The sequence below is a fragment of the Halomonas alimentaria genome, assembly GCF_009902005.1.
In the GTDB taxonomy this organism is placed as follows: Bacteria; Pseudomonadota; Gammaproteobacteria; order Pseudomonadales; family Halomonadaceae; genus Halomonas; species Halomonas alimentaria.
The window spans coordinates 2,693,862-2,713,628 of record NZ_WUTT01000001.1 but is presented as its reverse complement, the minus strand read 5'-3'; the positions used below and the strand labels follow the sequence as shown (position 1 = coordinate 2,713,628).

Sequence of the window (19,767 nt, the reverse complement as noted above, 5' to 3'; positions counted from 1 at the left end):
CACCAGGACGAGAGAGAACTCACAAGGGATACGACATGGCTACCGAGATCAAGGCCCCAACCTTTCCGGAATCCGTTGCCGAGGGCAGCGTCGCTGCCTGGCACAAGAAGCCGGGTGACAGCGTCGAGCGTGACGAGCTGATCGTCGAGATCGAGACCGACAAGGTCGTGCTCGAGGTGCTGGCCCCCGAGGCGGGCGTCCTCGCCGAAGTGCTCGCCGAGGAGGGCGAGACCGTGGAGTCCGAGCAGGTGCTGGGAAGTATCGGTGAAGGCTCAGGCGACAAGCCGCAGGCCCAGGGCAACGACAAGGCCGATGCCAAGGCCGAGAAGAAGGACGACGCCAAGGTCGAGAAGCCGGCTGGCGGTGGCAAGCAGCATGAAGTGAAGGCGCCGACCTTCCCGGAGTCGATCCAGGAAGGCACCGTGGCCAGCTGGAGCAAGCAGGTTGGCGAAGCGGTCAAGCGCGACGAGGTGCTGGCCGAGATCGAGACCGACAAGGTGGTGCTCGAGGTGGTCGCCCCCGCCGATGGCGCGCTCGCCGAGATCAAGGCCGAGGAGGGCAGCCAGGTCACCTCCGAGCAGGTGCTGGCGATCTTTGCCGAAGGCGCCGGCGGCGAGGCGAGCACTTCCGCCGATGCCGAACCGGCCGCCTCCGCCGATGATGGCGCCAGTGACGAGAAGGTGGGCGACAAGATCCTCGCCCCCGCCGCGCGCAAGCTGGTCGCCGAGCACGACCTCGATGTCAGCAAGATCGAGGGCACCGGCAAGGGCGGACGCATCCTCAAGGAGGACGTGCAGCGCGCCGTGAAGGAGGGCTCGGCCAGCAAGTCCGCCAAGGCTTCCGGTGGTGGTGCCGCCAAGGCCGCCGCCGCGGCACCCGCCGTCGAGGGCGAGCGCCCCGAGAAGCGCGTGCCGATGAGCCGCCTGCGCCAGACCATCGCCAAGCGACTGGTTCAGGCCCAGCAGACCGCCGCCATGCTGACCACCTACAACGAGGTGGACATGGGCGCAGTCATGGACCTGCGTGCCCAGTACAAGGACACCTTCGTCAAGACCCACGACGTCAAGCTCGGCTTCATGGGCTTCTTCGTCAAGGCGGCAAGCGAAGCGCTCAAGCGCTTCCCGGACGTCAACGCCTCCATCGACGGTACCGACATCGTCTATCACGGCTACCAGGACATCGGCGTGGCGGTCTCCACCGACCGTGGCCTGGTGGTGCCGGTGCTGCGCGATACCGACAGCATGAAGATCGCCGATGTCGAGAAGGGCATCGTCGACTTCGGGAAGCGGGCCCGTGACGGCAAGCTCGGCATCGACGAGATGCAGGGCGGTACCTTCACCATCACCAACGGCGGCATCTTCGGTTCGTTGATGTCCACGCCGATCATCAACCCGCCGCAGACCGCCATCCTGGGCATGCACAAGATCCAGGAGCGCCCCATGGCGGTGAACGGAAAGGTCGAGATCCGCCCGATGATGTACCTGGCGGTCTCCTATGACCACCGCATGATCGACGGCAAGGACGCGGTGCAGTTCCTGGTCACCATCAAGGAGCTGCTGGAAGATCCGGCGCGCCTGCTGCTGGACATCTGAGCGGCAAGAGCCGCCGGTTGACCCCGGCGGCCCCTGAATCCAAGACATGCAACAGGAGCCAACATGGCCGACAAGTATGATGTGATCGTGATCGGTGCGGGCCCCGGTGGTTACGTGGCCGCCATTCGCGCCGCCCAGATGGGTCTCAAGACTGCCTGCGTCGAGAAGTGGATCGGCAAGGAAGGCAAGGTGGTGTTCGGCGGTACCTGCCTGAACGTGGGCTGCATCCCCTCCAAGGCGCTGCTCGAGGCCTCCCACAAGTTCGTCGAGGCCAAGCATGACTTCGATGACATGGGCATCCAGGCCGGCGACGTCCAGATGGACGTCAAGAAGATGATCGCCCGCAAGGACAAGATCGTGAAGAACCTCACCGGTGGCATCGCCGGCCTGTTCAAGGCCAACGGCGTGACCGGCATCGAGGGCACCGGCAAGGTGACCGGCAGCAAGCAGGTCGAGGTCACCGACCAGGACGGCAAGGCCACCACCTTTGAAGCGGACAACATCATCATCGCCGCCGGCTCGGTGCCGGTGGAAATTCCGCCGACCCCGCTCACCGACGACATCATCGTCGACTCCACCGGTGCCCTCGAGTTCACCGAGACGCCCAAGCGCCTTGGCGTGATCGGTGCCGGCGTGATCGGTCTGGAACTGGGCAGTGTCTGGAACCGTCTGGGTTCCGAGGTCACCGTGCTCGAGGCCATGGACAGCTTCCTGCCGATGGTCGATGGCGCCATCGCCAAGGAGACCCAGAAGCTGCTCAAGAAGCAGGGCCTGGACATCAAGCTGGGCGCTCGCGTCACCGGCTCCGAGGTCAAGGATGGCGAGGTCATCGTCAAGTACAGCGACGGTGACAACGACCAGGAGATGACCTTCGACAAGCTGATCGTCTGCGTCGGCCGCAAGCCCTATACCCAGGGCGTCATCGCCGAGGGTGTGGGCGTCGAGACCGACGAGCGCGGCTTCATCCAGGTCGATGACCAGTGCCGCACCAGCGTGCCGAGTGTCTACGCCATCGGTGACTGCGTGCGCGGCCCGATGCTGGCCCACAAGGCCTCCGAGGAGGGCGTGATGGTGGCCGACATCATCGCCGGCCACAAGGCGGAGATGAATTACGACGCCATTCCCAACGTCATCTACACCTTCCCCGAGGTGGCCTGGGTCGGCATGACCGAGCAGGATGCCAAGGCCAAGGGCATCGAGGTCAAGACCGGGTCCTTCCCGTTCGCTGCCAGCGGTCGCGCCATGGCCAACAATGCCACCGAGGGCCAGGCCAAGATCATCGCCGACGCCGAGACCGACCGCGTGCTGGGCATGCATATCGTCGGCCAGCACGCCGGCGAGATGATCGCCCAGGGCGTCATTGCCCTGGAGTTCGGCTCCAGCGCCGAGGATCTCGCGCTGACCTGCTATGCCCACCCGACCATGTCGGAGGCGGTGCATGAGGCCGCGCTGGCCGTGGAAGGCCATGCCATCCACATGGCCAACCGCAAGAAGAAGAAGTAAGGATAACAAGCGCCGCCCACCGGGCGGCGTGCCCCTTCCGGCCATGCATCGGAGGGGACGGTGGCGTCCCGTGAGTCAGTCCCTCGAGGTCGAGCAGGGGCGCCGTTCGAGTCACATGCAACCAATGGCATGAATCGATGAACCTTCACGAGTATCAGGGCAAACAGCTGTTTGCCGACTATGGTCTGCCGGTGTCCAAGGGTTTCGCCGTGGACACTCCCGAGGAAGCCGCGGAAGCCTGCAAGAAGATCGGCGGCGACATGTGGGTCGTCAAGGCCCAGGTCCACGCTGGCGGTCGCGGCAAGGCTGGCGGCGTCAAGCTGATCAAGAGCCCGGATGAGGCCAAGGCCTTCGCCGAGCAGTGGCTGGGCAAGAACCTGGTGACCTTCCAGACCGATGCCAATGGCCAGCCGGTCGCCAAGATCCTGGTCGAGACCTGCACCGACATCGCCGACGAGCTCTACCTGGGTGCCGTGGTCGACCGTGGCACTCGCCGCGTGGTCTTCATGGCCTCCACCGAGGGCGGCGTCGAGATCGAGAAGGTCGCCGAGGAGACGCCCGAGAAGATCCTCAAGGCCGAGATCGACCCGCTGGTGGGTGCTCAGCCCTACCAGGCCCGCGAGCTGGCTTTCGCCCTGGGGCTGAAGGGTGACCAGGTCAAGCAGTTCACCAAGATCTTCCTGGGCCTCTCCAAGCTGTTCCATGACAAGGATCTGGCGCTGCTCGAGATCAACCCGCTGGTGATCACCGACGAGGGCAACCTGCACTGTCTCGACGCCAAGATCGGCCTGGATGGCAACGCCCTCTATCGCCATCCGGACCTGCAGGCGATGCGTGACCCCTCCCAGGAGGACGAGCGCGAGGCCGAGGCAGCGGCGTGGGAGCTCAACTACGTGGCGCTGGACGGCAACATCGGTTGCATGGTCAACGGTGCCGGCCTGGCCATGGGTACCATGGATATCGTCAACCTGCATGGCGGCAAGCCGGCCAACTTCCTTGACGTCGGCGGCGGCGCCACCAAGGAGCGCGTGGCAGAGGCGTTCAAGCTGATCCTCTCCGACGACAACGTCAAGGCGGTACTGGTCAACATCTTCGGCGGTATCGTGCGCTGCGACATGATCGCCGAGGGCATCATCGGTGCCGTCGAGCAGGTCGGTGTCAACGTGCCGGTCGTGGTGCGCCTGGAAGGCACCAACGCCGAGCTGGGCGCCGAGAAGCTGGCATCCAGCGGACTCAACATCATCGCTGCCGAGAGCCTCACCGATGCGGCTCAACAGGTAGTCAAGGCAGCGGAGGGCAAGTAATGAGCATCCTGATCGACAAGAACACCAAGGTCATCTGCCAGGGCTTCACTGGCGGCCAGGGGACCTTCCACTCCGAACAGGCGATCGCCTACGGCACCCAGATGGTCGGCGGCGTGACCCCGGGCAAGGGCGGCCAGGAGCACCTCGGCCTGCCGGTGTTCAACACCGTCAAGGAAGCCGTGGAGAAGACCGGCGCCGAGGCCAGCGTGATCTACGTGCCGGCCCCGTTCTGCAAGGACTCCATCCTCGAGGCCGCCAACGCCGGCATCAAGCTGATCGTGTGCATCACCGAGGGTATCCCGACCCTCGATATGCTCGACGTCAAGGTGAAGTGTGACGAGCTGGGCGTGCGCCTGATCGGCCCCAACTGCCCGGGCGTGATCACCCCCGGCGAGACCAAGATCGGCATCATGCCGGGCCACATCCACAAGCCCGGCAAGGTCGGTATCGTGTCGCGCTCCGGCACCCTGACCTACGAGGCGGTCAAGCAGACCACCGATCATGGCTTCGGCCAGTCCACCTGTGTGGGCATCGGCGGTGACCCGATCCCGGGCTCCAACTTCATCGACATCCTCGAGATGTTCGAGAAGGACCCGGCCACCGAGGCGATCGTGATGATCGGCGAGATCGGCGGTACCGCCGAGGAAGAGGCGGCGGCCTACATCAAGGCCAATGTTTCCAAGCCGGTGGTCTCCTACATCGCCGGCGTCACCGCTCCGGCGGGCAAGCGCATGGGCCACGCCGGTGCGATCATCGCCGGCGGCAAGGGCACCGCAGACGACAAGTTTGCCGCCCTCGAGGAGGCCGGCGTCAAGACCGTGCGCTCCCTGGCCGAGATCGGCAGTGCCCTGAAGGAAGTGACCGGCTGGTAAGCCGAGAGCTCCTCCAGCGATGTTGAAAGGGCGCCTTCGGGCGCCCTTTCTCGTATCATGCCAGGGCGACAGGACGCCTGGGAGGGGAGAGGGGCATGACGCGGTTCGTCTGGATACTGGTGGCTGGTGCGTTGCTGCTCGCCGGCTGCAGCGAGGCCCCTACCGGGCGTTCGCGCCTGGCGCTGGTGCCCGAGGGCATGCTGGCCCAGATGGGCGAGCAGAGCTTCGCGGAGATGCGCCGCCGGCGCCCCGCGGTGACCGGCACGCCGGCCAACGCCCTGGTGCAGTGCGTCACCCGCGAGGTGGCGGCCGCCGCGGGCGCGGTCTATCCCGGTGTCACCCTGCCCGATGCCTGGGAGGTGGTGCTGTTCGAGGATCCCAGCCCCAACGCCTTCGCCCTGCCCGGTGGGCGCATCGGCGTGCACACCGGGCTGATGCGGGTCGCCGAGTCCCCCGCCCAACTGGCGGCAGTGATCGGCCATGAGGTGGCCCATGTGCTGGCCGAGCACGGCAACGAGCGTCTCACCCAGCAGCTCGGCATCCGCGCGGTGCTGCTGGTGGTGGGGCTGTTCAGCGGGGGCGACCTGGCGGGCGAACCCCTGATGCGGGCGCTGGGTCTGGGTGCCCACCTGGGCATCGCCTTGCCGTTCAGCCGCGCCCACGAGGAGGAGGCCGATGCCATGGGGCTCGCCATCATGGCCGAGGCGGGCTTCGATCCCCGCGAGAGCACCGCGCTGTGGCGCAACATGGCCGCCGCCGGCGATGGTCAGCCGCCGGAGTTCCTCTCCACTCACCCGGCCCATGAATCACGCATCCAGGGCCTCGAGGCCGCCATGGACGCGGCCCTGGCGCGCTACCGCGATGCCGACCCCGCCCGCTGCGGTTGATGAGCGCCGGCGGCATTCTCCAGCAACTCACGCGAAGCCCAGGAAGACAGCCAGCGCTCTGTTGACGGCGACCATGGTGCTGTCATCGAGGTGGCCGAAGGCCTCTCGCACCCTCTCTCGCTTCACCGTCATGGGCTTGTCCACCATGATCTGGGAGTGTCGCCGCAGGCCATTCTCGGTAGTAGGCTCCACATCGAGGCGGATCAGCGGGGCATCGACCCGGGTGCTGGAGAGCAACAGCACCGTCACACTGCCGGTTCCGGCAAACTGGTCTGACTGGACGATGAGAGCGGGGCGCGGCTTTCCGAAGTCACCCGACAGGGCAATGGTCACCAGATCGCCACGTCTCATGCGTCACACTCGTCGTCGTCCAGGTCCAGGAGAGCGGCATCCATGAAGTCCTGCAGATCCTGATCCCCGGCGTCGGCGGCCGCGACGGCAGCGCACTGGCGGCGGGCCTCTTCGGCGAAGCCGGGTTGGCGAGTATCCGGCACCCAGATCTGGATCGGGCGCAGGCCGGCCGCACGCAAGGCGTCACGGTGCCTCTTCACCCGGTTGTTCACGTCATTGGTAGCTACCATGGCGAATTCTCCCCTTGTTTCATGCAACAGAGTAGAGCAATCCTTTGTTACATGCAACACGCTTGTCCGGAGAATGCGCCGTAGGCGGTTCAAGCCCATGGCTATCGCAGTTACCGACAGGGTGAAAGCGAAAGGCGTCGTCGACAGGCCAGCAGCAGGAACATCGGCGCCCCGGCGACCAGATAGAGATGGTAGGAGACCAGGCGCCATACCAGCACCGCGGCAGCGGCCTGTTCGCGACCGACCACCGGCAGCAGCAGCCCGCCGACGCCCAGCTCGGCCGCTCCCGCACCGCCGGGCAGGAAGCTGAACTGGCTCGCGGCCATGGCCAGCATCTGGGTCAGGAAGGTCCACAGCCAGTCGATGTTGCCACCGGCACCCAGCACCGCCAGGTAGAGCAGGCTGTAGCGCAGCAGCCAATGCGCCGCCGTGAGCATCAACACCGCCAACAGCGTGGTGATGGGCAGCCCCAGGGTCGTCCTGAGCGCCTGCCGACACCTGAGCAGGCGGCGTGCCAGCCAACGGCGACGGTAGCCGCTCAGCCAGCGTGCCACCGATGCTGAGGGGCGGCGCAGCAGGCGTGGCAGGCAGCCGATCGCCAGGCCGCCGCCAAGCGTCACCAGGGCGAGTGCGAGCAGGGCCAGCTGGATCAGCGAAGGGTAGGGCCAGCGTGGCTCACCCAACAGGGAGTAGGCCACCACTGCTGACAGCATGCACAGGAAGAACAGCAGGTCACAGCCCTGGTCGAGCAGGAAGACGGCGGCTCCCCGTGAGGCCGGAAGGCCGCGCCGGGAGAGCAGCACCAGCAGGGTGGCGGGGCCTCCGCCGCCTCCCGGGGTGGCGCACAAGGCAAACTTGGAGGCCAGCTCGATGCCCAGGGCGCCGCGCTGTCCGAGCCGGCCCGCGCGGCCGTCCAGCATCAGGCGCAGCCGGGCGGCGTTGAGGTTCCAGCACAGGAATGCGATCAGCAGCATCAGGGCGAGCATGGCCGCTGGGAAGTCCCTGGCCGCCGCCAGGGCATCGGCACCGCCCAGCCAGGCGGTCACCCCCAGTGGGGCCAGCAGTGCCATCAGGATCAGCAGGCCGTGCCATGGCCGCCAGCGTGGCAGATGGCGGCGAGGATCAGCCATTCCGGGAGGTCGCCTGGTCCTGGTTGCCGTGACACAGCTGCCGATAGTGGCCCAGCAGATCATCGATGACCCGTTCCCAGTCGAAGTGGCGTTCCACGTGACGCCGGGCGTGGCGTCCCATGGCCTGCGGGTCGTTGAGGAACAGCTCGCGGGTCGCCCGCGCCATGTCGTCGGGATCACGGGGGCGGCAGAGGATGCCGGCACCCAGCGGCACATACTCCTTGAGGGCACCGGCGCGTGCCGCCACGACCGGTAGCCCGCTGGCCATGGCCTCCTGGGCCACCAGGCCGAAGGTCTCGCGGGTGCCGGCGTGCAGCATGGCATCGGCGCTGGCCAGGGCCGTGGCGACCTCTCCTGGCGGGCAGTAGCGAGGCACCACGCTGACATTGGCGGGGACCCGAGCGGGCATCCCCGGGCCCATCAGCAGCAGGTGGTAGTCGGCTCCCAGCCGCCCCATCGTCGCCAGCAGTACATCGACGTGCTTCTCCGGTGAATGGCGCCCGGCGAAGACCAGCAGATGCTGCTGATCGCCGAGCCCCAGGCGTCGGCGCAGTTCAGGATCGCGATGGCGGGGGTGGAAGGTCTCCAGATCGACTCCCAGGGGCTGAACACGCAGCTTGCTCACGCCCCAGTCGGCCAGGTGTTCGGCCATGGCGGTGCAGGGCGCCAGGACGCTGTCGAAGTGGCCATATAGCTCCCCTACATAGCGCTCCAGGCGTCGTCGGACGCCGCCGCCGAAGCGATCTCCCATCAACCGTGGCAGGTCGGAGTGGAAGAAGCCGACCGTGGGCACTCCGAGGCGCTGGCCCGCCTCCACGGCGGCCCAGGCGGTCACGTAGGGGTCGCCCGCCTCGATAAGGTCCGGCGCCATGTCGATCAGTGCCTCCCGCCAGGGCACGCGGCGCAGCGGAAAGCGATAGCCCTGGCCCAGCGGCAGGCGCGGGGCGGGGAGGGTGTGCACACCGCCCAGCGAACCGCGCTCCGCGCCGGGAACCAGCAGGCTGGTGCGCAGATCGGGGTGGCGGGCCAGGAGGCGATGCTTGGCCTGCAGATAGGTGCGAACGCCGCCGCTGGCAGGGGCGTGGAACATGGTGATATCGACGAGGTGCACTTGGCCTCCTGGCGGTGGGTCGAACCGTCAGGCTAGGGCCTGTATGCGACACTTCGAAGACAGCGGCGGGGTGTCCGGCCATAACGCAACACGGCGGCCCGAGGGCCGCCGTGGTGTCGGTCATTGCCAATGGCCGGGATGCGCGGCTCAGTCGGCCGGGCGGGCCACCAGGGAGCGGGTCTCCTCGCGGGCCTCGACCAGCGCCACGCGCAGATGGTCGCCCAGCTTGTAGCGCTCTTCGCTCTCCACCTGGATGCGTCCCTCCTTGTCGTCGATGGCCACCTTGTTGCGCTCGCTGTGCATCATCGGTGCCGGCACGAAGGCAGTGGCGCCGTTGGCGGTGAGGCGCACGCGCATGCCGCCACGGTTGATCTGGATGACCTCGGCGTCGAAGGTTTCCTGGGCCTCGGCCGCGGGGCTCAGGTAGCGCACGTAGAGCCAGTCCTTGACGTCGCGCTCGGCCATGCGGTTGAGGCGACGACGCTCGGTGAGCTGCTCGGTGAGCGCCAGGCTCGCCTCGGCCGGGGCCTGCTCGCCCTTGAGGACCCGCTTGATCAGGCGATGGTTGACCATGTCGCCATACTTGCGGATCGGCGAGGTCCAGGTAGCGTAGGCCGGCAGCCCCAGGCCGAAGTGCGGGCCGGGCTTCGCCGACATGCTGGTGAAGCCCTGGAAGCGACGCAGGCGGGCGTCGAGCCAGGCATCGTCGCGCCCCTCGAGCTCGCGCTTGAGCTCCTTGTAGCGGGAGAGCTCGGTGAGCGCCTCGCGCTCCACCTCGATCTCCTGGCTGGCCAGGAACTCCTGGGCGGCCTCGGCCTTGTCGTCCTCGAAGGCGCGGTGCACGTTGAAGATGCCGTGGCCGACGTGCTCGGCGAGCAGGTGGGCGCAGCAGGCATTGGCGGCGATCATCGACTCCTCGATCATGCGGTTGGCGATGCGCCGCTCCTCGGTGCGGATATCCAGCACGTTGCCGGCCGGATCCAGGTCGAAGACGAAGTCGGGACGGTCCTTGAATACCAGGGCATGCTCGGCGCGCCAGGCGGCACGGGCCTCGGTGAGGTCGCGCAGTGCCTTGAGCTGCTCGCCGATCTCCGCCGCCGGCGCCCAGTCGCCCTGGCCCTCGAGCCAGTCGGAGACGTGGTCGTAGACCAGCTTGGCGTGGGAGGTGGCGGTGGCGGCGAAGAAGCGATAGTCGCCCAGGCTGCCATCGGCATGCACGGTCAGCGTGCAGGCCAGCACCGGGCGCTCCTTGCCCTCCCACAGCGAGCAGAGGTCGTCGGCCAGCTGCTCGGGCAGCATGGTGACGTTCTGCCCCGGCAGGTAGACGGTGAAGGCGCGGGTACGGGCCTCGAGGTCGGCGGCGTGGCCCTCCTCGACATAGGCGGTGGGGTCGGCGATGGCCACGCTGAGGTCCCAGCCGCCATCCGCGCGGGGCACGATGCGCAGGGCATCGTCCATGTCGCGGGTCTTCTCGCCGTCGATGGTGAAGAAGGGCTCGGCATTCAGGTCTTCACGCACCAGGCCCTCATCGCGCAGCGGCCAGTCGTCGCCGGCATCCGGGCACTCCTGCTCCAGCGCGTGGCGAGCCAGGGTCACCCGCCACGGCACCGCGGGGTCGTCGGCCTTGGCCACCAGCTCGTCGATCTGGGTGAAGAAGCCACGATCGTCGGCCTTGAGGGGGTGGCGCACCAGGCGGGCGACGACCCAGTCGGCGTCACCGATGGTGGCTTCATCGAGGCTGCGCTTGATGCGTGCCTTGAGGACATTCTTGATCGAGGGGTGGTCCGGCACCACGGCCAGACGGCCCTCGCGCTTCTGGACCCGGGCGATGAAGCGGTCGAGGCCCTGTTCGATCAGGGTGTCGGGCTCGACACTCTTCTTGTCGCCCTCCTCATGCAGCACCGCCGCGACGCGATCGCCGTGCAGTACCTGCTTCATGGCGGGGGGCGGCACGAAGTAGGAGTCGCCCTCGTCGGTCTCGAGGAAGCCGAAGCCCTTCTCGGTGGCCTTGATCACGCCCTCGACACGAGGGGTGGTGGAGCGAATCTGTTGCTTGAGTTGGGCAAGCAGGGCGTTGTTCTGCAGCATGATCACGAACGTGTGGCGGGGGTAGGCTGGCCACTATACGGATTCCCGTGCGCCGCGCCAAACCTGGCGTCGGGGGGATACCGCGAATCAGTGGCTTGGCGCGAGGCCAGGGCTGCGGAACGCATGACGGCGCCTGTCGACGCCGTCGCAAGTCACCCGGGGAAGCGGGATCAGCGTACCGTGATCACCGTGCATTCGGCGGTGTGGGCCACCTTGTGAGAGACGCTGCCGACCACGAAGCCCTTGAGGTCGCTGAGGCCGCGGCTGCCCATGACGATGGCATCGACGCCGCGCTTGCGCGATTCGCTGAGGATGGCGCGGGCCGGGTCGCCCTGGGCGATCACCGTCTCGATCTTGGTCGCTCCCTGCTCGCGGGCCGCCTCGGCGGCGCGGCTGATCACCTGCTTGCCGGCTTCCTCACGCTCCTCGCGGGAGGCCTCGATGGCGATGGCGCCGATGCCCCATACCAGGGTGGTCTCGTGGGAGAGCTCCTCGGGGATATGCAGCAGGTGCAGGAGGCTACCCTCCTGGCGGGCCAGCTGGCAGGCCACGGCGAGGGCCTTCTGGGCGTGCTCGGAGCCGTCGACGGGAACCAGGATGGAGGTATACATGGAGAGACTCCTTGTCGGTGGGGGCTATCTCGAGCCTAGCGGTTTTCCCCGCCGGGGTCATCTGCCATGCCGCCCGGCAGGCGCAACCTTGACCTGCATCACGGCTGCTGGCGTTCGCCGTCTGCCTCGAGGCGACGCAGCTGCTGCCACAGCTCCCGGCGCAGGTCGGCCAGGCGCGGGGCCTGGTCCGCGCGGAAGGGCAGCGGGCGGGTCAGGCGCTGGGTGCGCAGCCCCAGCCGGGCGCTGGTCAGGCCGATACCCAGGCCCTGGGCGGCCCGGGTGGAGAGGCGTCCGGCGAGGTTCATCGAGAGCATCTCCATGCCGGCGTCGCCGGCCATCTCGGTGGCCCCGGCGAAGGCCATCTGGCGCAATACCTCGCGCAGCAGGCGTAGCCGCGCCGCATAGCCCAGTTCCAGGCCGTAGAGCCGGCACAGGCGATCGACCATGGCCAGGCTGCGCCAGGCCACCAGCGCCATGTCGACCAGGGTAAGCGGGCTCACCGCCACCATCACCGCGGTCTCGCCGGACATCCGCGACACCAGGCGGCGAGCCGCTCGATCTCTGGGGGCCAGCAGGTGATGGTCGAGCAGGGTATGGAGCTCGGCTCCGCCGTGATGAGGCTGTCTCGCGGCCAGGAAGGCCTGCCAATGAGGGTGGTCGGTCTCCAGGTCCAGGGCACGACGCAGGGCCTCGGCGGTGGCATCGGCCTCGCGGCGGGAGGCCGCGGAGAGATCGCCCAGTCGCTCGCGCAGCCGATCGTGGCGACGCAGCCGGCGCAGGCGCCACAGCTCGCGGCCGAGGGCACCTCCGCCCAGTGCCAGGGCGAGCAGCAGCAGCAGGCTCCAGGCGCCGGCCAGCCAGTCACCGCCCAGGCCGGCGGCGTAGAGGGTGGTGCCGGCCTCGACCGCGCCCAGCCCGAGGCTACCGCCCAGCAGCATGAGCAGCCCCCAGCGGCGTCGGCGTGGCCGGCCCAGGCTGGCCGCAAGCGCTGGCTCGGCCGGCTCCTCGCTCGGTGTCAGCGCCTGGCTCGGCAGATCGGGAGCGAAGGCCCGGGGTGGGCGCGGGTCGGCTGCCGTGGAGGCCGGGGCCGGCTCCTCGGGGGTGAAGTGCCGACCGGGGCGGGGGTCGCGGGGCGTGCTCACGTCAGCTTGTCTCCGATCAGCCAGTCGAGGGCGGCATCCATGCGGATATGGGGCAGGGCCCCACTCTCCAGGGGGAGCGGGCGGAAGGCCGGGAAGTCGAAGCCCTGGCGGGCCCAGAAGGCGTCGTCGGGGAGCCGTTCCGGTACCTCGCCCGGATACATCAGCAGCGGCTCGCCGTCGAGGTCGGTGCCGCGCAGTGCCGGCGTGCGCCGCCCCTGGGTCTCGACCTCGCGTGATTCGCTGGAACGGATCGCCGCCAGCGACAGCGCGCGCACCGGGACATCGGCATAGCGCAGGTCCTTGAGCGGCTCGGCAAGAAGCGCCTCGAGCAGTGCCACCAGGCGGGGATGCTGCTCCGGTGTCACATGGTCGGCCTTGGTGGCGGCGATGGCCAGGCGGTCGATGCGCGGGGCGAACAGCCGCGAGAGCAGGCTGCGCTGGCCGTAATCGAAGCTCTGCATCAGGTTGGCGAGCGCCCGGGAGAGGTCCTGGAAGCGTTCGGGCCCGGCGTTCAGCGCCCCCAGCAGGTCCACCAGCACGATCTGGCGATCGAAGCGTCGGAAGTGGTCGCGGTAGAAGGGACGCACGATATGCTGCTGGTAGTAGCGGAAGCGTCGCGCCAGGGTAGCGTAGTTGCTCGAATCGGGCAGAGCGGCCAGCGTCTCGGGATCCGCCTCGGCGACACCGGGCAGCGGGAAGAACTGCAGCACCGGCGCACCCGAGAGGTCCCCCGGCAGCAGGAAGCGGCCCGGCTGCAGGTCGGCGAAGCCTGCCTCCCGGGCGCCGCGCAGTCCCGCGGCGAAGTGGTCGGCGACCTCGGCCAGCTGCGCCTCGTCGGCCTCGGCGGCGGGGTCGAGCCTGGCGACCGCGGCCTGCCAGGCGCTGAAGTGGGATGCCCGCTGTCGCCCCTCCAGGGCGCGCTGGCGCGCACACCAGCCGGGGTAGTCGAGCCCCAGCAGCGGCAGGTCGAGCAACCACTCACCCGGGTAGTCGAAGAGGTCCAGAGTCAGCTGGCGGGAATCGCCACCGAGCAGGCCGCGTCGTGCCGGGCGATAGCGGATTGCCAGGCGCAGCTCGCTGATGCCTCGGGTGGGCTCCGGCCAGCGCGGCGGCGTCGCCGACAGCGCCGCCATAGCCTGGTCATAGGGAAAGCGCGGCACGCCGAGGTCCTGCTGGTTGACGCGACGGGCTCCCAGCAGACGGCCTTCCCTGGCGGCGGGCAGCAGGTCCAGGTGCGCCTCCAGGCCGGCATGGCGCAGCTGGTTGACCAGGGAGGTAAGGAAGGCGGTCTTGCCCGAGCGGGAGAGGCCGGTGACGGCCAGGCGCAGCTGACGGTCGCGGCCACGCTCGAGCAGGTCCTGGAGTTCACGGGCGAGGGGCTGGCGCATGCAGTGGGCTCCGTCAGCCGGTGATGAGGCCGTAGAGGGTCGGTGAGGCGGCCAGCAGGAATCCTGCGCCGGCTATCACCCGCCCCGGCCAGACATGGCGAGTGGTGTGGGCCAGGGTCAGGCCGCCGAGGCAGACCAGCATGCCGAGGATGTTGAAGACGTAGGTGATCATCGACCAGATGGGGTCGGGATTCATGCGATGCCGCTCCTCGCTTGTGGTGTCTCGCCGGGGATGGTATCAGGAGAGCGGGCCCAGCGGCAGCGGACAGGGAGGTGAAGATGACGACGCCGGACGAGGTACTGAGCTTCTGGTTCGACGAGCTCGAGGCGGCGCAGTGGTTTCGCAAGGATCCGGCGCTGGACGCCGAGATCGCCGAGCGATTCGCTGCCTGCCTGGAGGCGGCCCGACGCGCCGAGCTGTGGGGCTGGCGCGAGACCCCGGAGGGTCGCCTCGCCGAGGTGATCGTGCTCGACCAGTTCTCGCGTAACGTCCATCGCGACACGCCTGACGCCTTCGCGGCCGACCCGCTGGCCCTGGGGCTCGCTCAGGAGGCGGTGGCCCGCGGCGACGATGCGGCATTGCCACCGGCGTGGCGGGCCTTTCTCTACATGCCCTTCATGCACAGCGAGTCGGCGGCGATCCACGAGCAGGCACTGCGGCTGTTCACTCAGCCGGGGCTCGAGGAAAACCTGCGTTTCGAGCATCGCCATCGCGACATCATCCTGCGTTTCGGACGCTATCCGCATCGCAACGCCATCCTCGGCCGGGTTTCCACTCCGGCGGAGCTGGCGTTCCTGGCGCAGCCGGGCTCCTCCTTCTAGCATCTTCACCATGTCACGTTCCTCATCCTATCCACGAAAACAGGAGGCACCATGGGAATCATCGCCTGGTTGATCATCGGCGGGCTGGCCGGCTGGATCGCTGGCCATATCATGCGGGGAGGGGGCTTCGGCATCCTCGGCAACATCGGCGTCGGCGTGGTCGGCGCGGTGATCGGTGGCTTCATCTTTCAGCAGATCCTCGGCATGGGCACCGGAGGCTTCCTGGGCTCGCTGTTCAGTGCCGTGGTCGGCGCGGTGATCCTGCTGTGGGTGATCAGCAAGGTGAAGAAGGGGTGACCAAGGTCGAGCAGGACTAAAGTTTACGTCAACGTCACCTGCCGGATAGGCGCCATTTCTGTCGACAGAAATGGCGCCTATTTGCGTCTAACACGCCGTTATCCGTCGACAAGCCATCGTTGTCGCGGATTTCTGTCGACAATCTCGGCGATATCCCCACCTGTGGCTCTGACCCAAAGTCGAATGTTCGCAACTGCAGCATGCACGTAAAACCCCATGACCATAACAACAACGACGAGAGGACCCACAGGTGAATAACCAGAAATCATGAGGATACGACGTGCTGCTGAAACGTGAACACGGTGAGGAACACCCCTACTGGCCGCTGGGCCCCTTCAAGCTCCGCCTGCCCTTCATCCATTTCCGCTGGGAGATTCCCGAGACCATCCAGGCGCTGGTGATGTTCGTCATCGCCATGGGCATGATCCCGCTGCTCGAGCAGTACCTGGGGCTTCCCTACGAGGTGGCGCTGGCCTATGTGGTGGTGTGCGGGGTCGGCTTCATGCTGCCGCCGCTGCTGGGGGTGCCCTTCATCGCCGGCTGGATTACCCCGGCGATTCCGGTGGTGCTGCTGTTCCTGAGCGACTTCACGCCCGGCCCGGAAGCGATTCGCGCCATGGTCGCGCTGCAGCTGGTAGTGACCGCGATCTTCCTGATCATGGCGGTCACTCGACTCGGCTCGAAGCTGGTCAACAACGTGCCTGACTCGATCAAGGCGGGCATCCTGCTGGGCGCCGGCATCGCCGCCATCAGCGGCGAGATCAGCGAAGGGGGGCGTCTCTACAACACGCCGATCTCGCTGGGCATCGGTGGCCTGGTGACCCTCTACGTGCTGTTCTCGCTCTCCTTCCGCGACCTCACCGAGAAGTATCGCTGGGCGCGCAACATCGCCGCCTACGGCATGGTTCCCGGCATGCTGGTGACCATGGCCATTGGCTGGGGCATGGGCGAGTATCCGCTGCCCACCGTTGAGTGGGGCGTGGCCGTTCCGGACTTCAGCGGCATCTGGGCCTACCTGCCCTTCACGGTGGGGCTGCCCGGCATCGAACTGCTGATTGCCGCGATCCCCACCGCGATCATCGCCTATATCATCGCCTTCGGCGACATCATCGTCGGCCAGAGCCTGATCAAGCGCGTCGATCACCTGCGCCCCGATGAGCAGATCGAGGTCAACGTGGACCGGGTCCACCTGATCACCGGCCTGCGCAACCTGATGCACTCGCTGCTGGCCCCCTATCCGGGCCTGGCCGGACCGCTGTTCACCGGTGCCATGGCCACCGTGGCCGAGCGCTACCGGTATGGGCGCAAGGCGATGGATACCATCTACGGTGGTGCCTCGGTGTTCTGGATCATCGGCTTCCTGGCCCTGTTCATGCTGCCGCTGATCACCCTGTTCCGTCCGGTGCTGCCCATCGCGCTCTCCATCACCCTGCTGATCACCGGCTACCTGTGCATCGCCGTGGCCGTCGAGCAGATCAAGAACGCCACCGCCATGGGCGTGGCCGGGATCATGGGCGTGGTGCTGGCCACCCACGGTGCCGCCTGGGGCCTGGGCGTCGGCCTGGTGCTCTACTTCATGGTCGAGCACCGCCTGCGGGGCGCCCGCGAGGCCGAAGAGCAGGAGCCGATCCATGTCGAGGATGACATGGCGGTGGAAAGCGAGGAGCCTGAGCCCGTCACACGCTGATTGGGCCGCGTTCGAGCCACGACGGGCCGCCCAAGGGCGGCCCGTCGTCGTGTTGGAGGATCGCGGCGCAGAGTCAGGGCAGGTGAGAGATGAAGCGGCTCGGATCGTCGCTGATCGCGGCATCCACGCCCCACTGCCACAGGTGGGCGAAGGCAGCCGGGTCGTTGGGCGTGTAGCAGAGCAGGGCGTAGCCGTCATCCTTGACCGCCGTGGTCCCGCGCCGGCTCAGGCGACGCCAGTCGGCATGGACGCTGAATGCCTCCAGCTCCGTGCAGCGACTCCGCCAGCCACGACCGATCCCCTCGAAGAGCACACCCAGCGCGAGCCGTGAGGCGGGCGCCAGCTCGCGGGTGCAGGCCAGGGCGTCGTCATTGAAGGAGGAGATGATCAGCCGCTCCGGCGGCAGGGCATCTAGGGCGGCGGGTACCGCCTCCTCGACCAGCGCCGCGGCACTGCGCCCGCGGTTGACCTTGAGCTCCAGGTTGAGGCCCATCCCGCACTCGTCGATCAGCTTGAGCATCTCGGCCAGGGTAGCGATGCGCTCGCCACGGAAGGCGTCGCCGAACCAGGCCCCCACGTCGAGCCGGCGGGCCGTGGGCAGGTCCAGGTCGGCGAGTCGGCCGCTGGCGTCCGAGCAGCGGCGCACCCCGGCATCGTGCCAGATGACCGGGGTGCCATCGCCCAGCAGCTGCACATCCAGCTCGACCCAGGTGCAGCCGGTGGCGTGGGCGGCGCGCACGGCGGCCAGGGTATTCTCCGGGGCATGGGCGGAGAGGCCGCGGTGGGCGATCAGGCGGGGAAGCGAAATGTCGGGGTGGGGCATGGGCCGTCATCCTGGTCAGCGAGGCGCCGTCACTGGCGGCGAGGAACCTTCCGGTAGCGTAGCGCCATCCACCCTGGCCTGGATATGGTAGGCTGCGCGATTTTGGGCCCCGGTGGTAGCGGTACCCACGATGCGAGGAGAGCGAGATGAGAGTCGTGCATATCAAGAATCCCGGGCAGCGCGAGGCCTGCCTGGCCCGGCTGTGTGCCGAATCCTATGGCCATGAGGCGGGACTGCGGCCGCTGGCGACCTTCGCCGGTACCCTGGGGGTGCTGATCGAGCAGGAGGCAGCCAGGGTGCTGGCGCTGGTGGATGATCATTCACGCCCGGTGGCGCTGGCACTGCTGGTGCTCGACGAGCGTGGCAGCAGCATGACCGTGATGCTGCTGGCCGAACTCGATCAGGAGCCGCCGGGCGTGGCCAGACCCGCCGAGAGGCTGGTGGCCGAGCTGGCGCAGAAGGCGCCCCTGCGTGTCGATGCCCGGGACGCCGAGCAGGAGGCACGCTTTCGCGAGGCGGGCATCTCGCGCTGGCTGGACGGCAAGGCCGGGGTGCGCATCGGGCTGGGGCCCCGGCATCCGGCCAGCTCCCTCGAGGACCTGCCTCGGGCGCTGACCTTCGACGAGGCGGCGGTGATCCAGTCCTTCAAGCAGGACCGCCAGCAGTTCGATGACTACAAGGCGCGTTTTATCCGTGGCCTGGAAGCCTTTCCTGCCACGCTGTAAAGGCGGGGTGACTTGACCCTGCCGGGCCATGGCGCTTGACTGGTGGGCTCATCCAGCAGGCAGCACAAGGAAACACCTTCATGGCCAAGCGTATCCAGTTTGCCCGTACCGGCGGCTCCGAGGTCCTCGAACTCGTCGACGTCACCCCGGCGGAGCCGGGCCCCGGCGAGGTGAGGGTCGCCAACCGTGCCGTCGGCCTCAACTTCATCGACATCTACTTCCGCACCGGCCTCTACCCGGCACCCTCGCTCCCCTCCGGGCTGGGCACCGAGGCGGCCGGCGTGGTCGACGCCGTGGGCGATGGAGTGACCCACCTCAAGCCGGGCGATCGCGTCGCCTACGCCCAGGGCCCCCTGGGCGCCTACGCCGAGCTGCACACCCTGCCCGCCGACAAGGTGGTGGTGCTGCCCGACGGTATCGACTTCGAGACCGCCGCGGCGAGCATGCTCAAGGGCCTGACCGTGCAGTACCTGATGCGCCAGACCCACCGGGTCGAGGCCGGCGAGACCATCCTCTGGCATGCCGCCGCCGGTGGGGTGGGTTCCATCGCCTGCCAGTGGGCCAGGGCGCTGGGCGTCAGGCTGATCGGCACCGTCAGCTCGCCGGAGAAGGCGGCGCTGGCCGAGAAGAACGGCGCCTGGGCGACCATCGACTATACCAAGGAGGATGTGGTCGAGCGGGTGCGCGAGCTGACCGACGGCGCGATGTGCGACGTGGTCTACGACTCGGTGGGCAAGGATACCTGGGAGACCTCCCTGGACTGCCTCAAGCCACGCTCGCTGATGGTCAGCTTCGGCAACGCCTCCGGCGCCGTGGAAGGCGTCAACCTGGGGATCCTCAACCAGAAGGGCTCGCTCTACACCACGCGTCCCAGCCTCAACGGTTATGCCGACACCCGCGAGCGCCTGGAGGCGATGGCCGCCGAGCTCTTCGAGATGCTCGAGAGCGGCAAGGTGAAGGTCGATATCTCGAGCCGTTACCCGCTCGCCGAGGCGGGCAAGGCCCAGGACGCCCTGCAGGGCCGTCAGACCACCGGCTCCACCATCCTCCTTCCCTGACCCGGCTTCGCCGGGCCAGAAGCTTGAAGAGCGGCGCTTCGCGCCTGGAAGCTTGAAGCTGGAAGAAAAATGGTTCATCGCATTTTGCCGGGAAACGCGGCACGGATCTTCAGGAAGAAGTATTCCGTGTCGCGGTACCCATAGGC

At 67.9% G+C, this 19,767-nt stretch carries 20 protein-coding genes; 10 read left to right on the top strand and 10 right to left on the bottom strand.

Features of this window, described 5'->3' with window-relative positions; all coding sequences use genetic code 11:
• The first annotated feature begins 35 nt into the window (after window positions 1-35).
• The 5 genes from odhB to GRB96_RS12820 all read left to right on the top strand — a co-directional run bounded on the left by odhB (window position 36) and on the right by GRB96_RS12820 (window position 6,158).
• Window positions 36-1,592 carry a 2-oxoglutarate dehydrogenase complex dihydrolipoyllysine-residue succinyltransferase gene (gene odhB / locus GRB96_RS12840; protein WP_161432509.1) on the top strand — a complete coding sequence of 519 codons (1,557 nt, stop codon included), beginning with the start codon at window positions 36-38 and terminating at the stop codon, window positions 1,590-1,592.
• 63 nt (window positions 1,593-1,655) lie between these two features.
• Window positions 1,656-3,095: a dihydrolipoyl dehydrogenase gene (gene lpdA / locus GRB96_RS12835; RefSeq protein WP_161432508.1), complete on the top strand. Its 1,440-nt coding sequence runs from the start codon at window positions 1,656-1,658 to the stop codon at window positions 3,093-3,095.
• A 137-nt stretch (window positions 3,096-3,232) separates the two neighbouring features.
• Window positions 3,233-4,399, top strand: coding sequence for an ADP-forming succinate--CoA ligase subunit beta (sucC, locus tag GRB96_RS12830; RefSeq protein WP_161432507.1), 1,167 nt, complete (start codon window positions 3,233-3,235; stop codon window positions 4,397-4,399).
• Window positions 4,399-5,271 (top strand): succinate--CoA ligase subunit alpha, encoded by an 873-nt coding sequence (sucD, locus tag GRB96_RS12825; protein WP_161432506.1) that lies wholly within the window; start codon window positions 4,399-4,401, stop codon window positions 5,269-5,271. Before sucC ends, sucD begins: the two co-directional genes overlap by 1 nt.
• A 95-nt stretch (window positions 5,272-5,366) precedes the next feature.
• A complete protein-coding gene (locus GRB96_RS12820; RefSeq protein ID WP_161432505.1) occupies window positions 5,367-6,158 on the top strand; it encodes a M48 family metallopeptidase in 792 nt (263 codons plus the stop codon).
• A gap of 27 nt (window positions 6,159-6,185) precedes the next feature.
• Here GRB96_RS12820 and GRB96_RS12815 read toward each other — a convergent pair whose 3' ends face one another.
• The 9 genes from GRB96_RS12815 to GRB96_RS12775 all read right to left on the bottom strand — a co-directional run bounded on the left by GRB96_RS12815 (window position 6,186) and on the right by GRB96_RS12775 (window position 14,405).
• Window positions 6,186-6,509 (bottom strand): type II toxin-antitoxin system PemK/MazF family toxin, encoded by a 324-nt coding sequence (locus tag GRB96_RS12815; RefSeq protein WP_161432504.1) that lies wholly within the window; start codon window positions 6,507-6,509, stop codon window positions 6,186-6,188.
• Window positions 6,506-6,739: an antitoxin MazE family protein gene (locus GRB96_RS12810; protein WP_161432503.1), complete on the bottom strand. Its 234-nt coding sequence runs from the start codon at window positions 6,737-6,739 to the stop codon at window positions 6,506-6,508. The genes GRB96_RS12815 and GRB96_RS12810 overlap by 4 nt, the downstream gene beginning before the upstream one ends.
• Window positions 6,740-6,849: 110 nt before the next feature.
• Entirely contained in the window at window positions 6,850-7,869 is a 1,020-nt protein-coding gene (locus tag GRB96_RS12805) for a glucosaminyl phosphatidylglycerol flippase (protein ID WP_161432502.1), read from the bottom strand.
• Window positions 7,862-8,980 carry an N-acetylglucosaminyl phosphatidylglycerol synthase gene (locus tag GRB96_RS12800; protein WP_161432501.1) on the bottom strand — a complete coding sequence of 373 codons (1,119 nt, stop codon included), beginning with the start codon at window positions 8,978-8,980 and terminating at the stop codon, window positions 7,862-7,864. The genes GRB96_RS12805 and GRB96_RS12800 overlap by 8 nt, the downstream gene beginning before the upstream one ends.
• Before the next feature lie 147 nt (window positions 8,981-9,127).
• Window positions 9,128-11,068, bottom strand: coding sequence for an exoribonuclease II (locus GRB96_RS12795; RefSeq protein ID WP_161432500.1), 1,941 nt, complete (start codon window positions 11,066-11,068; stop codon window positions 9,128-9,130).
• A 170-nt stretch (window positions 11,069-11,238) separates the two neighbouring features.
• Window positions 11,239-11,679, bottom strand: coding sequence for a universal stress protein (locus GRB96_RS12790; RefSeq protein ID WP_161432499.1), 441 nt, complete (start codon window positions 11,677-11,679; stop codon window positions 11,239-11,241).
• 98 nt (window positions 11,680-11,777) lie between these two features.
• Complete coding sequence (locus tag GRB96_RS12785) at window positions 11,778-12,821, bottom strand: TIGR01620 family protein (RefSeq protein WP_161432498.1); 1,044 nt, start codon at window positions 12,819-12,821, stop codon at window positions 11,778-11,780.
• Window positions 12,818-14,209: a YcjX family GTP-binding protein gene (locus GRB96_RS12780; protein WP_161432497.1), complete on the bottom strand. Its 1,392-nt coding sequence runs from the start codon at window positions 14,207-14,209 to the stop codon at window positions 12,818-12,820. The genes GRB96_RS12785 and GRB96_RS12780 overlap by 4 nt, the downstream gene beginning before the upstream one ends.
• A 13-nt stretch (window positions 14,210-14,222) precedes the next feature.
• Window positions 14,223-14,405 carry a hypothetical protein gene (locus tag GRB96_RS12775; RefSeq protein ID WP_161432496.1) on the bottom strand — a complete coding sequence of 61 codons (183 nt, stop codon included), beginning with the start codon at window positions 14,403-14,405 and terminating at the stop codon, window positions 14,223-14,225.
• An 83-nt stretch (window positions 14,406-14,488) separates the two neighbouring features.
• Here GRB96_RS12775 and GRB96_RS12770 point away from each other — a divergent pair, with 83 nt between their 5' ends.
• From GRB96_RS12770 to GRB96_RS12760, 3 genes are all read left to right on the top strand, one after another.
• On the top strand, window positions 14,489-15,031 hold the full coding sequence (locus GRB96_RS12770) for a DUF924 family protein (RefSeq protein ID WP_161432495.1): 543 nt from the start codon (window positions 14,489-14,491) through the stop codon (window positions 15,029-15,031).
• 51 nt (window positions 15,032-15,082) lie between these two features.
• Complete coding sequence (locus GRB96_RS12765) at window positions 15,083-15,328, top strand: GlsB/YeaQ/YmgE family stress response membrane protein (protein WP_161432494.1); 246 nt, start codon at window positions 15,083-15,085, stop codon at window positions 15,326-15,328.
• A gap of 280 nt (window positions 15,329-15,608) precedes the next feature.
• Window positions 15,609-17,015 carry a xanthine/uracil/vitamin C permease gene (locus tag GRB96_RS12760; RefSeq protein ID WP_161432493.1) on the top strand — a complete coding sequence of 469 codons (1,407 nt, stop codon included), beginning with the start codon at window positions 15,609-15,611 and terminating at the stop codon, window positions 17,013-17,015.
• Window positions 17,016-17,088: 73 nt separating this feature from the next.
• On the opposite strand, the gene GRB96_RS12755 is transcribed toward GRB96_RS12760, so the two are convergent.
• Complete coding sequence (locus GRB96_RS12755) at window positions 17,089-17,838, bottom strand: glycerophosphodiester phosphodiesterase family protein (protein WP_161432492.1); 750 nt, start codon at window positions 17,836-17,838, stop codon at window positions 17,089-17,091.
• A gap of 146 nt (window positions 17,839-17,984) precedes the next feature.
• Between GRB96_RS12755 and GRB96_RS12750 the strand changes: the two genes are divergently transcribed.
• Together GRB96_RS12750 and GRB96_RS12745 are read left to right on the top strand one after the other, a co-directional pair.
• A complete protein-coding gene (locus GRB96_RS12750) occupies window positions 17,985-18,563 on the top strand; it encodes a hypothetical protein (RefSeq protein WP_161432491.1) in 579 nt (192 codons plus the stop codon).
• 80 nt (window positions 18,564-18,643) lie between these two features.
• On the top strand, window positions 18,644-19,621 hold the full coding sequence (locus tag GRB96_RS12745) for an NADPH:quinone reductase (RefSeq protein WP_161432490.1): 978 nt from the start codon (window positions 18,644-18,646) through the stop codon (window positions 19,619-19,621).
• The last annotated feature ends 146 nt before the right edge of the window (window positions 19,622-19,767 follow it).

Bases quoted from the DNA above. Each gene is read 5' to 3' on its own strand.
- odhB (WP_161432509.1), top strand. From the start codon at position 36: ATGGCTACCGAGATCAAGGCCCCAACCTTTCCGGAATCCGTTGCCGAG.
- lpdA (WP_161432508.1), top strand. From the start codon at position 1,656: ATGGCCGACAAGTATGATGTGATCGTGATCGGTGCGGGCCCCGGTGGT.
- sucC (WP_161432507.1), top strand. From the start codon at position 3,233: ATGAACCTTCACGAGTATCAGGGCAAACAGCTGTTTGCCGACTATGGT.
- sucD (WP_161432506.1), top strand. From the start codon at position 4,399: ATGAGCATCCTGATCGACAAGAACACCAAGGTCATCTGCCAGGGCTTC.
- GRB96_RS12820 (WP_161432505.1), top strand. From the start codon at position 5,367: ATGACGCGGTTCGTCTGGATACTGGTGGCTGGTGCGTTGCTGCTCGCC.
- GRB96_RS12815 (WP_161432504.1), bottom strand. From the start codon at position 6,509: ATGAGACGTGGCGATCTGGTGACCATTGCCCTGTCGGGTGACTTCGGA.
- GRB96_RS12810 (WP_161432503.1), bottom strand. From the start codon at position 6,739: ATGGTAGCTACCAATGACGTGAACAACCGGGTGAAGAGGCACCGTGAC.
- GRB96_RS12805 (WP_161432502.1), bottom strand. From the start codon at position 7,869: ATGGCTGATCCTCGCCGCCATCTGCCACGCTGGCGGCCATGGCACGGC.
- GRB96_RS12795 (WP_161432500.1), bottom strand. From the start codon at position 11,068: ATGCTGCAGAACAACGCCCTGCTTGCCCAACTCAAGCAACAGATTCGC.
- GRB96_RS12790 (WP_161432499.1), bottom strand. From the start codon at position 11,679: ATGTATACCTCCATCCTGGTTCCCGTCGACGGCTCCGAGCACGCCCAG.
- GRB96_RS12780 (WP_161432497.1), bottom strand. From the start codon at position 14,209: ATGCGCCAGCCCCTCGCCCGTGAACTCCAGGACCTGCTCGAGCGTGGC.
- GRB96_RS12775 (WP_161432496.1), bottom strand. From the start codon at position 14,405: ATGAATCCCGACCCCATCTGGTCGATGATCACCTACGTCTTCAACATC.
- GRB96_RS12770 (WP_161432495.1), top strand. From the start codon at position 14,489: ATGACGACGCCGGACGAGGTACTGAGCTTCTGGTTCGACGAGCTCGAG.
- GRB96_RS12765 (WP_161432494.1), top strand. From the start codon at position 15,083: ATGGGAATCATCGCCTGGTTGATCATCGGCGGGCTGGCCGGCTGGATC.
- GRB96_RS12755 (WP_161432492.1), bottom strand. From the start codon at position 17,838: ATGCCCCACCCCGACATTTCGCTTCCCCGCCTGATCGCCCACCGCGGC.
- GRB96_RS12750 (WP_161432491.1), top strand. From the start codon at position 17,985: ATGAGAGTCGTGCATATCAAGAATCCCGGGCAGCGCGAGGCCTGCCTG.
- GRB96_RS12745 (WP_161432490.1), top strand. From the start codon at position 18,644: ATGGCCAAGCGTATCCAGTTTGCCCGTACCGGCGGCTCCGAGGTCCTC.